This is a genomic window from Rhodoferax fermentans, assembly GCF_002017865.1.
In the GTDB taxonomy this organism is placed as follows: Bacteria; Pseudomonadota; Gammaproteobacteria; order Burkholderiales; family Burkholderiaceae_C; genus Rhodoferax; species Rhodoferax fermentans.
Genome location: NZ_MTJN01000002.1, coordinates 3,049,045 through 3,064,046, shown reverse-complemented (window position 1 = coordinate 3,064,046; position 15,002 = coordinate 3,049,045). Strand labels below are relative to the sequence as shown.

The window sequence follows — 15,002 nt, the reverse complement described above, 5'->3', positions numbered from 1 at the left end:
TTCATGCTCCCTTTTTGTCAGTCAGGTTAGACCACCGACGCGCAACAAAGGCCATACCACCAGCGGCCAACAACACCAAAGCCATGGAACCGGGTTCTGGAATGCTGTAAGGCGCCACCTTGAACGTGTAAGACGCGTCAGACGCCTCGCCAACAAGCCTGAACCAATAGGTCTCACCGGCAGACAAAGTAGGTAGCGCCAGCGAATAGGCGGATACGACCTCATCCACTGCAACCAACTCACCGCCCAAAGCGTCCAGCCAGGTCGCAGAATCCAGACTGCTGCCAAACCCAAAGCTGTAAGAGCCCCCGATACCCCCCGCGAAGTCAAATATCACGAGTCTGGCATCAGCACCCAGCAACTTGTCGGCCTGAAAGCTCAGTACCTCTTCAAACGGGCCGCTGATGTCTGCGCTGTAAGTCAACGAGTCGTTCAGCTTGCCCAGATTCACCGGCACAACGGAAGCACTTGCCGCGCCCAACGCGCCGACCAGTGCCAGAGCAACTGTTATTTTTTTGAAGAGAGAAGTCATCATGATCTTGGTGGCAAGTGCCTGTTGAAACAATGGAATACGGTTTATGAGCTGTTGAACAAATTCTAGGTTGGCCCCTAGACTGGTCCGTTAGTTCGTTCGGACTAACGCAGACACCATAAACCGGCAGTTTGGGGTGAAGTCAAGCAAACGCATGCTCAACGGGGTGCGCGGCGGCGGCTCACAAACACCATCACCAGCAAACCTGCCAGCAGCATGGCCCAGGTTTCAGGCTCAGGCACGGGTGTAGGGATGGTTGGATCAATCACCACTGTCGGGTCGCTGATGCCCAAACTGTTGCCAGGGGGCGCACTGCCACCTATTGCCACAAACTGGGTCGGCAACAGCGCGTAAGTCGGCTGGGCAGCGGCTGAAATCAGCGAGGGCTCAGTCGTTTCTGCCCAGTCGTTAAAACTGATGTCTCTGCCAACCATGGGATTGGTGTCAATCGCCACCTTGATCGGCGTGTAAGACGGACTGGACAACAACAGACTCTGATTGGAGCTGGTCACCTTGTTGTCATACCCATCCAGAAGCGCGTTCCTGATAGCGCGCACCGCCGCAGCCGGGCTGGCTGGCATCTGGAAACCGCCGCCAGAACCACCCGCCGAATCCGAACCCAAGTTGAAGCCGTAGCTCAAGGTCGCGGCAGAAGCCCAGACAAAGCCCATCAACAGCAAGGCGGCAATGACCCAACGAAATCTATTTTTCACAGTATGGCGACGCGCTTCTTGTTTTTGAACCACCCGCTCAGGCCCACAGAAAAATGTGGTGATTGGTGTCCCTTGATTTTAGAGCCCGCCCCAGCCCCTCAAATTAGTTCGTTTGGACTAAGGCCCGGCGCTGGCCCACGGCAAACCATGCCAACGTAGGAAAGCGGTTCAAATTGGCAGATAGCCCTTATTTATAAAGGGCCTGCAGCTATCATCCAAATAGCAATACCGCACAACAACTGCGGTGCACTCCAGCAACGGGCAGGCCTGCCAGGCATCTGCCCCGTGCCCTATCGCCCAATGGCCAAATACTCAAAGCCCATACCCCGCACCTGGGCCGGGTCGTACAGGTTGCGGCCGTCGAAGATCACCGGGGTTTTGAGCTTGGCTTTGATGGTGTCAAAGTCTGGGCTGCGGAACTCGCGCCACTCGGTGACGATGATCAACGCGTCGGCACCGTCCAGCGCAGCGCTCTGGCTGTCGGCATAAGTCAGGCGCGGCTCATTGGGGAAACAGTGTTTGGCCTCGGCCATGGCCACCGGGTCGTAGGCGGTGACGGTGGCGCCTGCGGCCAGCAGGTCGGCTATCACCTCGCGGCTGGTGGCTTTACGCATGTCGTCGGTGTTGGCCTTGAAGGCCAGACCCCACAGCGCAAAGTGTTTGCCGGACAAATCGGCCCCAAAACGTGCCAGCACCTTCTGGCCCAGCACACGCTTTTGTGCGTCGTTGGCGGCTTCGACGGCGGTCAACACCTTCAGGCACATGCCCGCGTCGTCTTGCGCGGTCTTGACCAAGGCCTGCACGTCTTTCGGAAAACACGAGCCACCGTAACCCGCCCCGGCGTACAAAAAGTCGTAGCCAATGCGCGGGTCTGAGCCAATGCCCCGACGCACATGTTCAATGTCGGCACCCAGCTTCTCGGCCAGGTTGGCCAGCTCGTTCATGAAACTGATGCGGGTGGCCAGCATGGCGTTGGCGGCGTATTTGGTCAGCTCGGCACTGCGGATGTCCATCACGATCATGCGGTCGTGGTTGCGCTGCAGGGGTGCGTACAAAGCACGCATGTTGTGGGCGGCCTGCTCGTCATCACAGCCCACCACAATGCGGTCTGGCCGCATGAAATCTTCAATGGCCGCGCCCTCTTTCAAAAACTCGGGGTTGCTCACCACGCTGAACGGAATGTTTGCCCCGCGCTGGGCCAGCTCTTGGGCAATGGCCGCCTTCACCCGGTCTGCGGTGCCCACCGGCACCGTGCTCTTGTCTACCACCACCTTGTAATCGGTCATGTGTTTGCCAATGTTGCGGGCGGCGGCAATCACATATTTCATGTCGGCCGAGCCATCTTCATCGGGCGGTGTGCCCACCGCGATGAACTGCACGGTGCCAAAGTGCGCGGCGCGCACCACGTCGGTGGTGAAGTGCAGGCGGCCAGCGGCCACATTGCGGCGCACCAGGTCTTGCAGGCCGGGCTCAAAAATGGGGATACCGCCCTCCTCCAGAATCTGGATCTTGGCCGGGTCCAGATCCAGGCACAACACATCGTTGCCAATGTCGGCCAGGCATGCGCCCGACACCAAACCCACATAACCAGTGCCAATCACGGTGATCTTCATCTGTTTAACCCCCTACATATACACACAGTTTTAAATACAAAATGTGCCTCTAGCCCTTATACATAAAGGGCTTATAGCTGCTCTATCAATAGCAAAACAGCGGCTACACAACACGGCGGCGTGTCAGCAGCTGGCGCACCGCACCTGCAACAAACAGCGTGTTGGTCACCAAATAACGCTTCCACAAACGGCGAGGCTCAGACACCAGGCGGTGCAGCCACTCCAAACCTGCGTGTTGCATCCACAGCGGCGCACGCTGGATGGTGCCTGCGTGGTAGTCAAACGCCGCCCCCACCCCCACCATCACCGCGTTGATGCGCCCCCGGTGCGCCGCCATCCACAACTCTTGCTTGGGGCAGCCCAGGCTGACCCACACCGTGCCCGCGCCCGATGCGTTGATACGCTCCACCACCGCTGCGTCTTCGGCCACCGTCAATGGCCTGAACGGTGGCGAATACGCCCCCGCCACCCGCAGCGTTGGAAAAGCCTGTGCCAACCTGGCTTGCAGAATGGTGAGCGTGTCTTCAGCACCGCCGTACAGGTAGATTGACTCGTTGCGCTGCGCCGCCTGGGCGCAGTATTTCCACATCAGGTCTGGCCCGTTGATACGCTGCTGGTTCGGAAAACCCAGCTTGCGCATCATCCAGGCCACTGGCGCACCGTCTGGCGTGGCCATGTCCGCCTGCGCCACCACCGTGCCAAAAGCCGGGTCTTGCCCCGCCGTGACCACCGAATGGGCGTTGCAGATGCAGACATAACGGCTCTGGTTCTGGGCCGCCCAGGTGCCGATGCGAGACAGCGCCGTGGACCAATCCACCGCATCAATAAAGGCGCTCAACACCTTGTGCCCTAACCTAGCCATGGACAGCTGCCTCAATGCCATCGGCAAACCGTTGCACCATGTTCTCCAGCGTGTAGTGCTCGCTGTCGGCCAAGGCGCTGGCTTTCATGCGTGCCAAACGGCCCGTGTTTTGAATCACATCCAGCACAGCCTGGCCATAGGCTTGCGGCGTGTCGTCGCTGTACACACCGTTTTCGCCATCACGCAGGTAAGCCACCTCAGGTGAATGCCGTGCTGTACGCGTGGTCATCATCACCATGCCCGCACAAAAAGCATCCACGATGTGCAAACCCACCAAGCCGGGGTTCAGCATCACGTCACCCATGCGGAAATACAAGGCCTTTTCGCGCCCCTTGCGCACCCCCAGCAAATGCATCCACGGCCGGGTAGCGGCGGCGGCCTTCATCTCTGGCATGGACGGGCCATCACCAATGACCACCAAAGCAAAATTGGGCATGTGCTGGCGAATCACATCCGCCGAGGCCACCAACAAGTCCAGCTTCTTGTCTGGGTACAACGAACCGCAAAACACCCCCACAGCCGCATCAGCGTCTATACCCAGCTGGCTTTTGGCCGCCAACACGTCGTCTGCTGACCACGACGCCAAATCAGCCTTGAAACTGCTTGTATCAATGGCGTTGTCCAGGCAAGTGATCTGGGCCGCGGGATAACCCGCCTTGGTCAGAATGTCGACCGTCATGCCGGTATAGGCAAACCACCAGTCCACACGCCGCAGCAAAAAGTTCTTCCACTGCTCACGCAGACCGGTGGGCGCATCACTCTGAAAGTTTTTGCCATGTCCCCAGTAAGCCACTTTGCGCGCAGACCACAAGCGGCTAATAAGCAGCGGGTAGTTGGACAAGATGCGGTTTTCTTGCATCACGACGACCAGATCGGCATCTTTGAGCTTTGAGGGGAAGGGTTGCCACACCAAGTCACGCGACCCAACCTCCCAAAAGATGTTGGTTACCTTCTGTGCCCAAGGGAGCGAACCCTCGTCCTTTTTGACCGACTCTCGGCGAGAAGCTTGCCCATGTACCAGTTCAAGCTGCACCCCCCTTGATGCACATGCACTGCGCAATAACTCAAATAGCTTGGTTCGGTAGTGAAGTAACCGATATTGGAATAAAACGACTTTTTTCATCTTGAATTCTGAATGAAGGAGAGAAAATCACCTTGAAATTGATATTCAATATTCTTTAGTTCGAAAATCTTCGCGAGTAACTCGCAAATAATCCGGCATACTTTTCTCAAAAATACTAACACCTACCTCTTTATTGTTTAATATTTCTATACCTGAGCGAGCACTCACTAGCACATTTGCCATTTGACCTTCAATAATGGTGTTGTTTCGAAACACGTTATATTTAGGAGCGCCTAAATCATCTTCGCGTATTTTGGCCAGATTGGGGAAGCGCATTTTGTAGACAGAATCTCGGTAAGGTACTGCATCAAGACCACGTTGCAGTGTTCCATTTGGATCTAAGGTAGCTGGACGCTGAGAGGTAAGCCCCCTAGCGTCCAGATGCAAGGCTGGTGAGCTTTGGAAGAATAGATTCTTCTCAACAACGTTATCTCGACCGCCACCCAAAAAGACAGGTTGTTGCACGCGAGCAAAGATGTTCCCTCGAATCGTGATGCCAGACGCCTGGTCATCAACATAAACACCTTTGACGTCCAACTCTTTGGACTGCGCTGTGATGTCATGCAAGAAGTTGTTTTCTATGACAGTGCCTTGCACCGTGTAGTCCCTGCCTACATAGATCGCGCCCGAGTCGCCAGTTTCTCGAACCACGTTGAATATCTCATTGTTTGAGATGACATGGTCATTGCCTTTGAAGAAGATGGCTGCATGAGGTGCATCAGAAATGGTGCTGCCCTTGACGCGCTGCCCAACGCCATCGAACTCTACGGCGTAGCGATACGTCTTCACCAAACGGCTGTAACGCCGGATGATGCAGGCGTCGACAAAATTGCCGGCCGCACGCAATGTAGTGCGGTTGCCACCAGACAAATAGACGCCACCTTCGCCGTTGTCTTCAATCAAGCTGTTGCGAATGCCGGAGTCAGCTGAATCAGCTATCACTAGTCCTCGGTTTCCCGTGAGCCGTATAACAAGGTCGGCAAAAACAATGCCGCTGCTCCTCGATACATGCACCGCATCACCAGTGGTTTTTTCAAAAATCAGGCCTTTCACAGTAACCTGCTCTGAGTCTCTGATGTTCAAAAGCTGCGCGGCAATAGAGAGTTCGGTGTCCTTCCCTGTGAAGCTGCTACCCGGCAAATAAAACAACTTGGCCGCGCCTCGATCCACATACCATTCGCCGGGTGAGTCCAGTTCGACCAAGGCATTTTCAACACGAGCGCGTTGGCCTGACAAAATGCCATACGGCGATCCATTGCCGAGCAAAGTCAAGGTATTGGTGCTCGGGTCTTTGGAAGAAACCAGGTAACTTTGTGCTGACCAGTTGTTGCCCCAGAACGCATGAATCTGCAGGCTAGGTTCAGCCAACCAGTCGCTAACGTTTCGTCCTTCGATTGAAAATGTCTTTTTGTCTTCAGGAGCCAAACCGCCAGGGCGAGCCAGCTTGCCATATCCTGCGTTGGGCCATCCTGCGAGCGGCTGAGCCGAGCCAGACACGAACAGTTCCGTTAACACTGGTCGGATAGGTAGACCATAACCCCAAGCATGTGGAATGATTTGAAGCGGCAAATCGAGTGCAGAAATATCTGCGACTTTCAACCTGCTACGTATGGATTCGGGCACGCGAGCAGGGGTATTGCCCACAGTGGCAGCGGCCCAGTTATCAAGGGGGGTTGCACCGCTAATGACCGTGCTCCGGGCGGAGCCCTGGATTTCTAGCGGAATGCCATGAGTTGGTCCTTTACCCCACTGCAAATCCAGTGCTGTACTCAAGCGGTAGACACCAGGCGCAATGTCCAACCGTACTTTTGAATAGCGGCCAACAAGTGCGTTCTGCCACTGCGAAGTTTTGATGACTTGAATAGCGTCAGCCAGCGTGGTCTTGCAGGCTTGCACAGCATTTACATCACATGACGGCAGTGAGGAGGAAGCCAACGCAGAAGGGAGGAAAACGGCGATCTTCAGGTCCGAACCCAAACAGCCTGTGGCAACAAGCGACAAGGAAAGCGCCAGCCCCTGCAAGCAGACAGAGGGTGAGCAACTCATGCTGATTGCCTACCGGCTGACGCCGTATGTTTTGTGATGACATCGCCATAAAACGATTCCAATATCTTGGTTTGTTTCGCAATATCAAATGATTCCAAAACAAACTCGCGGCCACGTTTGCCCATCTGCGCACGAAGATCTGCGTTACTCAACAGAGTTACCAGTGCACGTGCCAGCGCAACGTCATCACCTTCTGGTACAAGCAAGCCAGTTTCGCCATCCAACACGGCTTCAGGTATACCGCCATGCAAGGTCGACACAATGGGTATGCCACAGGCTGATGCTTCATTAAATACTATGCCAAGTGCCTCTGAGGCACCATTGGGTGCTGTCTGACTCGGTAGTGCAAAGATATCTGCTTGTTGCATATAGGAGCGCACTTCTTCTGAAGATTTTCTACCCAACAGTTCGACCCGTCCCGCAATTGCCAATTCGCCAATAAGTTGGACAAGTTCGGCAGTTTGTGGCCCAGAGCCAATCTGCAGCAACTTCACATCTGGGTACTGCTTTTCAATACGTCCCCAAGCTTTTAACAAGGTTACAAGTCCCTTCACAGGCGTGTGTCTGCCTACAGAAAGAATGTAACGCTGATGCGAAATTTTTGGTACTGGGCAGAAACGAGAAGTGTCAACCCCGATATAGATGCGGCGAATCTTGTCTTTGGAAAAACCTGCTTTCAGCAGAAGATTTTTTACAAAATCTGAAACCGCAATAAACCCAGAACCATGCCGCTTTAATGCGTTTAGATGAATTGCGTAATGCAAGTCGGTGGGGCGTTTGCTGGTTAATAAATCCAACTTATTGCGTGTGATATCCATGCCGTGAAATGTAGCCAGCATAGGTACATTCAGCTTCTTAGCCAACGGCATGGCCATCACCGCGTCTGGACCAAAGTGAACATGCAACAAGGACAAAGACTTCAGTTGAGATAAATCAAAAATGGAAGCAGAGCGAGTAAATGTCCACCACCACTTTGAGAACTTTTCGTGAAGATAGACGACCTTTGAACCTTCGGCTTTACCAAAATAATCACGGCAAACAAACAAAGGCTCAAAGCCATTCAGAGCTTTAACCTGCTCTGTAATAAAAACCTCAGACGGCAAAGGATAAGTGGTTCTAAAAACCCCAACTTTTAGGTGTTTTTTCAATTTATCTCCAAGTTCGGTAATACCGAAGAACTTTATAAAAAAACAAAACCATTTGCTGAAACTTGTTGTGATACTTCACTTGTATTCTGAAGCTCTCTGTAAGAGTGCCAAGAAAATCACGACCACTAACACCACCCGGTTCAAAAGAACCAGAAACAAAGTCTGCGCGGTGAATGGAGGCACCCGAATGAGCCACCTTAAGAATAAAGTCTTGATCTGCAGCAATGGGAAACTTGTTGGAGTAATAACCAAACTTCTCATGCAATGCAGTGCGGAAAGCAGTAGAGACAGCATGACCAGATACAAACGCAAACTGGCGATTGACAGCAGGATTGCCGCCCAAGACGCCCCGCTCTACGCCACAAAATTTGAGGCGTGAGGTCACCATATCCGCATGACTAGAAGAGATTTCCCGCTTGAAGTTTGCAATTGCATCAGGATAGAAGTAGTCATCTGATCCGGCCACCACATAGTACATACCCTTGCACTTCTTGATCGCGCCGTTAATTGCGTCATAGATGCCAAAGTCACTCCTTTGAACTATCTGTATGTTCAATTGTGGGTAATCTTTGAGCACTTCAATGGTTCCATCTGAAGACCCCCCATCAGCAACCACCCATTCAAAATCATGATCCGACTGAGACTGCAAACTATTTGCAAGGATATGTATAAATTCCTTTGAATTAAAAGTAGCAGTTATGACTGAAATAAGCATATATATATATTTAATCTGCGCGTAGTTTTCAAGCAAAATTCGAAGAATTTGCATTAAAGGATAAAGTCGAATTAATCTTGCTTTTATGCATATAAAACGAATACGCTAAAAGATCATACGTCATAAACAAAACATATGTATGCATATAACTCATACTCGCACCGTTCATGAACGCCCCAAGCATAAATATGATGAAAACAAAATTGACCTTTGAAAACTCCTCAACCTTCAATGCTTGAAGCCTGATATTTACAATAAACCAAGTCGTAATGACCATCAAAAATATGCCCAAACCTACAAATCCTGTTACGCCAAGTAAGTTTGAATAACCATTATCCGCAGATCCGCCGTGATACTGGAACGAGGTATAACCAAACGCACTTGCTAGAGTAAATCCAAAACCGAACAGCGGATCAAAATCAAGTACATTCTTGAGAATCTGTGAAAACTCGCGCGTCCGAACATCAAAATTTCTAGCTCCAGTGAGGCCAGTTCCAGAAAACTCCTCAAATCGACGAACCATTGCCAGATAGTGACCTTCTGCCACATAGGGAATTAGAACTATGACGATTGCGAGCAAGACAATCAGTAAACCCAATCTCTTGATATTCTTCAAAGTTGGCCTACGGTACATCACCAAAAAAATGACCATCAAAACGGTGAGAATCAAGGTGCCACGCGTCAACATCAGAAGCACACAAAGCATAAGTGTGGCCAAACCAGCGGCGTTGATGAATTTGTTGCCAATACCTTCAATAAGACGATTTGTAAAAACAAAAATGAAGTAATACGCAAACATCGGAAAACCCGAGAAGTTTCGCTTCACGTCATCTGCAGCACCACCAATCTCCAAAGACTCATAGGCCCCTTTGGGATATATATCCAAGCCTAATGTGTTGTAAGCGATATAGCATAAACCAAATAAAATCGTTGCATACATCAAACAATTTAAAATCTTTTCAAATCTAACAATAGGATCAGATCGCAACTCCCGATATACAAGGTAAAAGATAATTCCATAAAAAAATACACGCCCCATTTTTACAGGCCATATTACACTGCCCATGGCAAAAATAGAAAATATAAACAATGCAAAATAATATGCCCAATAAATATTGATCATATTGTATAGAGGCATTTTTCTTACAACAGATTCATAACCTTCGTCGGTCTTATTCAAGGCAAACAGTCCCAAAAATAATAGTGCAAAAGTTATTAAAAGACCGTAATCCTGAAACTTGATAAAACCTTGCATGGCAAAATCTTCCCACCCCAACAATCCATTAATATTGGAGTAGATGATTAAAATCATTGGAATGATATAAACGCGATCTCGCCTTATCAAGATCGCAAAAATACCAATAAAAACAATCAGAACTAGATACTTAAGCATTACACATATTCACTCTGACATTAATTTGAATTAATTTGATATCAAATATCGTTATTGATGTTTTTCTTGAAAATTTTTAAAACAACAGCTTTTCCCATTGAATTAAATTTCAATGCCAATAAAGTGATCGCCAAAAAAATGCCAGGCATAATAAGTGCCGCCACCATATCCATCGAAGCATATCGATTTAAAAACACACCACCGAGTATTGAAATGGCAGCACCAAGCACAATCAATAACAAATAAACACGCTGACCACACGGAACAATATCCATCACCCCAAAACCCAATCGCCGATTTACAATTTGTATCAGCATTATATTAGGCATTATTAATGCGCAAGAGGCAGCCAATATCACACCAACCCCAGAAAAATAATAACCAAGAATAGATCCTAAGACAAGATTAATAAGCCCATTAAAAACATGATTAATCGTATTCCAAGTTAGTGCGCCTGTTCCAATATTAAAAAAATATGGCACAGCACTCAAATTCGTTGCCAGCCAACCAAAAGAGACAATCGCACCATACACAACAAAATATGATTCATAATGACCAATCCACAAAAAAGAAATGAGTGGCAGCGACAATATAATACCAATGTAATATGGAAGCACCAGTAAAAAGGAGAATCCATACGCCTTCTTGTAGAGTGCAAGCAGATCATCTTTATCAGCAAAGTTTCCACCAGCTATTTCTGGAACAAGTGCTTGCTGTGCAGAAACAATGACCGATCGTGCCTTTTGGAGCAACTGATTTGCCATTTCGTAGAAAGCTGTTTGTGACAAACCACCATACTTAGCAAGCAAGAACTTGGTAACTGGGTCAAAGAACATACCTGCCAGCATACCAATCTGAAAGTTTGTGGCATACCCAAGCATTTCCCTAAAGTCAGTTTTGTACCAACGGCATGGAATGAGTGGCAGTGTTGGTATAAATCTTCGCAAGATTATCCAAGTGCTGCAAACCAAAGTCAGACTTTGTATTGTTTGTGCAATAGCTATACCTAAAAGTCCAAACTTAGGAACCAGAATAACAGTGATAACAATATAAAGAAGATTACAACTAACCAGAACAATGTTTTTCACATCCATCCGGTGGCAGGCATCTATTCCCGATTGAAAAATACCTGAAATCATCGCAAATAATAACGATGCGACAGCATAAGGGAGTATTTCGAGCGCTGGTGAAATCGCAGTCGGTGGCAAGACCCATTGCAGCAATAAGTGCAATACAGGCAATGCCAGCAATGCCAGCGTTAAAAGTGCGGCGCTGATGGTTAATGCAGCGGTTTGAACCAGTCGCGCAGATTTCTCCAGTTGACCTTCTGCATTGCTATTAGCCACGAACTTGACAATAGCACCCGCAAGTCCCATGTCGGTTAGCCGTCCCACGGATGTACTAGCCAGAACGATGGCCCAAATACCTAGTTGTTCCGCTCCTAACTGTTTCAGCAGAAAACGATATAAAAAAAATAGTAAAGCTGCTGAAAGCACGGTTTGAAGAGCCGAGAAAGCCGCATTGTTCAGGAGCCGCTTCTTGATCAGCATTTCTGGGGTACCAAAGGTTCCAACAAAGACTCCAACGAAGCTACTGCAACGCGCCAGTTAAGTCGTTCTTCATAGAACTTCCTTGCTCGCAACGCAGTTTTTATATAGGTCTCGTTGCTTTCCAACTGGCTTGCAATCAGTTCTGCATAGGCTTGTGCCGACTCGTCCACACCCAAAGTCCAACCGTTGAGACCATTCTGCACTGCGGTTGGAATGCCCCCCGTTGCTCGGGCAATGGAAGGAACACCAAAGGCCGATGCCTCGGCAAAAACCAGGCCATAGCACTCAGCAATACTCGGTACAAAGAGATAGTGGGAGTTGAGTAAAAGCAAACGCAGTTTTTCACGTCCTTCTGTTGTTGACTTTGATACAAACCCATGGGGCCGAACGCAGTCAGGCATGGCGCCAACAGGTTGGCAGCCCACCACATCTACAGTCGCGTTGATCCCTTTTTCGCGTAAGGCCAGGGCAGTTTGCACGACCAAGTCGCCCCCTTTTCTGTGCCATTCCACACCAATGAACAAAAGGCGACATTCCCCCACTTGGGTGCGTGCATGGATTGCTGCTCTCACCTCTTCTTCGCTAGGGACTTCGGTCAGATTGGCACCCAGCGGCACAACCACAACGTTCTTTGCTTCAACTTTGTAGTTGCTCAGTGCACTTTGCGCCGCCCAATCGGATGAAAAGACCGACAGAGCTGCCTTGCTGAGTGACGCCTGTTGGATCTGGTTGCCATGCCGGATGGTTGCGTTAGCGAAGTTCTGCCATTTGCCTGGGTAGTAACCCACCATGCCTGCAAAGGTGGCATCTTCCCAGGTCACTATAGGCACAGCGGTATCTAGGCCCGCGCACACCAGGCTGGATGGGCACAAAACGGCATCAAAATCCTCACCCGCCATTTGCGCAGCAGCTTGTTTGGACAAGGTTTTTGCGAGCAATGGGTGACGACTGAAGTCGTAGCATTTTCCCGTCAGGACTTGATAAGCCTTTTGAAGCAGCTTGAAAAATCGAGGAAATGGCGGATGCAAGGGACCAATTTCCTTGACGCTGTGGCCTGCCTGCCGAAGCCCTTGCACCATGAAAAAGGGCGTGCCAGACCATGATTGGACATTTTTTGAATCCAATTGCGATACAAAGGCAATTTTCATTGGCTGGTTCTAACTTTCTTGATCATCGAAAGCTGGGCGATGTATCAGGATTCAACTTGAGCTGCAAATTCGATGTATGCAGAGGTCAGTCCTGCTTCAAAAGCAGTCTGCGCGCTCCAGCCAATACCGTTCAGTCGTGACACGTCCATGAGCTTGCGCGGCGTCCCATCCGGCTTGCTGGCATCAAACACGATGTCACCCGTGTAACCCACCACACGCTGAATGGTTTCGGCCAGCTCTTTGATCGTCACGTCATGACCCACACCGATGTTGATCAGCGGTGGCTCGAATTTGCCAGTTTTTGACTCGTCGCTGCCCAGCAGGCGGGTGTATGGCTCATCTGGCAGGTTCATCAGGTAGACGCAGGCATCAGCCATGTCTTCGTTGTACAAAAATTCGCGCCGTGGTGTGCCAGTGCCCCACACCGTCACCGTGGGGGCGTTGGCCACCTTGGCCTCATGAAACTTGCGGATCAGCGCGGGAATAACGTGGCTGTTGTCGGGGTGGTAGTTGTCACCGGGGCCATACAGGTTGGTGGGCATGGCCGCCAGGTATTGGGTGCCGTACTGGCGGTTGTAGCTCCAGCACATTTCCACACCTGCAATCTTGGCCAAGGCATAGGGGCGGTTGGTCGGCTCCAACGGGCCGGTCAACAAGTGTTCTTCTTTCATGGGCTGGGGTGCCAGCTTGGGGTAGATGCAGCTGGAGCCCAAAAACAGCAGGCGCTTGACCTGGTTCACATACGCGGCGTGGATGATGTTGCTTTGTATCGCCAGGTTGTCGCGGATGAACTCGGCCGGGTAGATGTTGTTGGCCAGAATGCCGCCCACTTTGGCGGCAGCCAAAAACACGTAGTCTGGCTTCTCTGCTTCAAAAAAGGCCGCGGTGGCGGCCTGGTTGGTCAGGTCCAGCTCGGCATGGGTGCGCAGCAGCAAGTTGGTGTAGCCAGCGGCTTGCAGGTTGCGCACAATGGCGCCGCCCACCAGGCCGCGGTGGCCTGCAACGTAAATCTTGGCGTTTTTATCCATGGCGCTTGTGCCTTATTCGTGGTGGTCAAAGGTTTGGAAGCCGGCCAGTTTGACCAGCGCATCACGCTTGGCACTGGTGAAGTCGGCCTGCACCATCTCGGCCACCAGTTCTTTCAAGCTGGTTTTGGGCACCCAGCCCAGTTTTTCTTTGGCCTTGGTGGGGTCGCCCAGCAGGGTTTCCACCTCGGTGGGGCGGTAGTAACGCGGGTCTACCTTGACGATCACGTCGCCCACCTTGCATTTGGCTTCTTTGCCAGTGACTTCGCTCACGGTGCCAATCTCGTCAGCGCCCTCGCCGCTCCAGGCCAGGCTGATGCCCAGCTCTTGTGCAGCAAACTCCACAAACTGGCGCACGCTGTATTGCACGCCGGTGGCAATGACAAAGTCCTCCGGTTTGTCTTGCTGCAGCATCAGCCACTGCATCTCGACATAGTCGCGGGCGTGGCCCCAGTCGCGCAGCGCGCTCATGTTGCCCAGGTACAGGCAGTCTTGCAGGCCCAGCGCAATGCGGCTGATGGCGCGGGTGATCTTGCGGGTAACGAATGTTTCACCACGCAGCGGGCTTTCGTGGTTGAACAAGATGCCGTTGCACGCATAAATGCCATAGGCCTCGCGGTAGTTCACCGTGATCCAGTAGGCATACATCTTGGCCACGGCATAGGGGCTGCGTGGGTAAAACGGGGTGGTTTCCTTTTGCGGAATTTCCTGCACCAGGCCATACAGCTCACTGGTACTGGCTTGGTAAAAGCGGGTTTTTTTCTCCAGCCCCAGGATGCGGATGGCCTCCAAGATGCGCAGTGCACCCATGCCATCGGCATCGGCGGTGTACTCGGGGCTCTCAAAGCTCACAGCCACGTGGCTCATAGCACCCAGGTTGTAGATTTCGTCTGGTTGCACCTGTTGAATGATGCGTATCAGGTTGCTGCTGTCGGTCAAGTCGCCATAGTGCAGCGTAAAGCTGTGGTTGGACTCATGCGGGTCCTGGTACAGGTGATCAATGCGGTCGGTGTTGAAGCTGGAGGCACGGCGTTTGATGCCGTGGACTTCATATCCTTTTTGGAGCAACAGCTCAGCCAAATAAGATCCGTCTTGCCCGGTTACGCCTGTGATCAGTGCTACTTTTTTCATATG

At 51.1% G+C, this 15,002-nt stretch carries 13 protein-coding genes; all 13 read right to left on the bottom strand.

What is annotated here, in order from left to right:
* Position 1: 1 nt before the first annotated feature.
* On the bottom strand, positions 2-565 hold the full coding sequence (locus tag RF819_RS14350; protein ID WP_078365604.1) for a PEP-CTERM sorting domain-containing protein: 564 nt from the start codon (positions 563-565) through the stop codon (positions 2-4).
* 125 nt (positions 566-690) lie between these two features.
* Positions 691-1,245: a PEP-CTERM sorting domain-containing protein gene (locus RF819_RS14345; RefSeq protein WP_244899910.1), complete on the bottom strand. Its 555-nt coding sequence runs from the start codon at positions 1,243-1,245 to the stop codon at positions 691-693.
* Positions 1,246-1,535: 290 nt separating this feature from the next.
* Positions 1,536-2,858, bottom strand: coding sequence for a UDP-glucose dehydrogenase family protein (locus tag RF819_RS14340; RefSeq protein WP_078365602.1), 1,323 nt, complete (start codon positions 2,856-2,858; stop codon positions 1,536-1,538).
* 103 nt (positions 2,859-2,961) lie between these two features.
* Positions 2,962-3,720 (bottom strand): WecB/TagA/CpsF family glycosyltransferase, encoded by a 759-nt coding sequence (locus tag RF819_RS14335; RefSeq protein ID WP_078365601.1) that lies wholly within the window; start codon positions 3,718-3,720, stop codon positions 2,962-2,964.
* The gene (locus RF819_RS14330) at positions 3,713-4,630 is read right to left on the bottom strand and encodes a glycosyltransferase family 4 protein (protein ID WP_158081291.1); all 918 of its coding nucleotides are present in this window, start codon (positions 4,628-4,630) and stop codon (positions 3,713-3,715) included. Before RF819_RS14330 ends, RF819_RS14335 begins: the two co-directional genes overlap by 8 nt.
* Positions 4,631-4,888: 258 nt before the next feature.
* The gene (locus RF819_RS14325; protein ID WP_078365599.1) at positions 4,889-6,889 is read right to left on the bottom strand and encodes a right-handed parallel beta-helix repeat-containing protein; all 2,001 of its coding nucleotides are present in this window, start codon (positions 6,887-6,889) and stop codon (positions 4,889-4,891) included.
* A complete protein-coding gene (locus tag RF819_RS14320) occupies positions 6,886-8,037 on the bottom strand; it encodes a glycosyltransferase (protein WP_078365598.1) in 1,152 nt (383 codons plus the stop codon). The genes RF819_RS14325 and RF819_RS14320 overlap by 4 nt, the downstream gene beginning before the upstream one ends.
* Before the next feature lies 1 nt (position 8,038).
* A complete protein-coding gene (locus tag RF819_RS14315; RefSeq protein WP_078365597.1) occupies positions 8,039-8,806 on the bottom strand; it encodes a glycosyltransferase in 768 nt (255 codons plus the stop codon).
* A complete protein-coding gene (locus RF819_RS14310; protein WP_158081290.1) occupies positions 8,781-10,064 on the bottom strand; it encodes an O-antigen ligase family protein in 1,284 nt (427 codons plus the stop codon). Before RF819_RS14310 ends, RF819_RS14315 begins: the two co-directional genes overlap by 26 nt.
* A 122-nt stretch (positions 10,065-10,186) precedes the next feature.
* Positions 10,187-11,695 (bottom strand): oligosaccharide flippase family protein, encoded by a 1,509-nt coding sequence (locus tag RF819_RS14305; RefSeq protein ID WP_078365595.1) that lies wholly within the window; start codon positions 11,693-11,695, stop codon positions 10,187-10,189.
* Positions 11,689-12,843: a glycosyltransferase family 4 protein gene (locus RF819_RS14300; protein WP_078365594.1), complete on the bottom strand. Its 1,155-nt coding sequence runs from the start codon at positions 12,841-12,843 to the stop codon at positions 11,689-11,691. Before RF819_RS14300 ends, RF819_RS14305 begins: the two co-directional genes overlap by 7 nt.
* Before the next feature lie 44 nt (positions 12,844-12,887).
* Entirely contained in the window at positions 12,888-13,871 is a 984-nt protein-coding gene (locus RF819_RS14295; protein ID WP_078365593.1) for a GDP-L-fucose synthase family protein, read from the bottom strand.
* Between the two features lie 12 nt (positions 13,872-13,883).
* The gene (gene gmd, locus RF819_RS14290; protein WP_078365592.1) at positions 13,884-14,999 is read right to left on the bottom strand and encodes a GDP-mannose 4,6-dehydratase; all 1,116 of its coding nucleotides are present in this window, start codon (positions 14,997-14,999) and stop codon (positions 13,884-13,886) included.
* Positions 15,000-15,002: the final 3 nt, after the last annotated feature.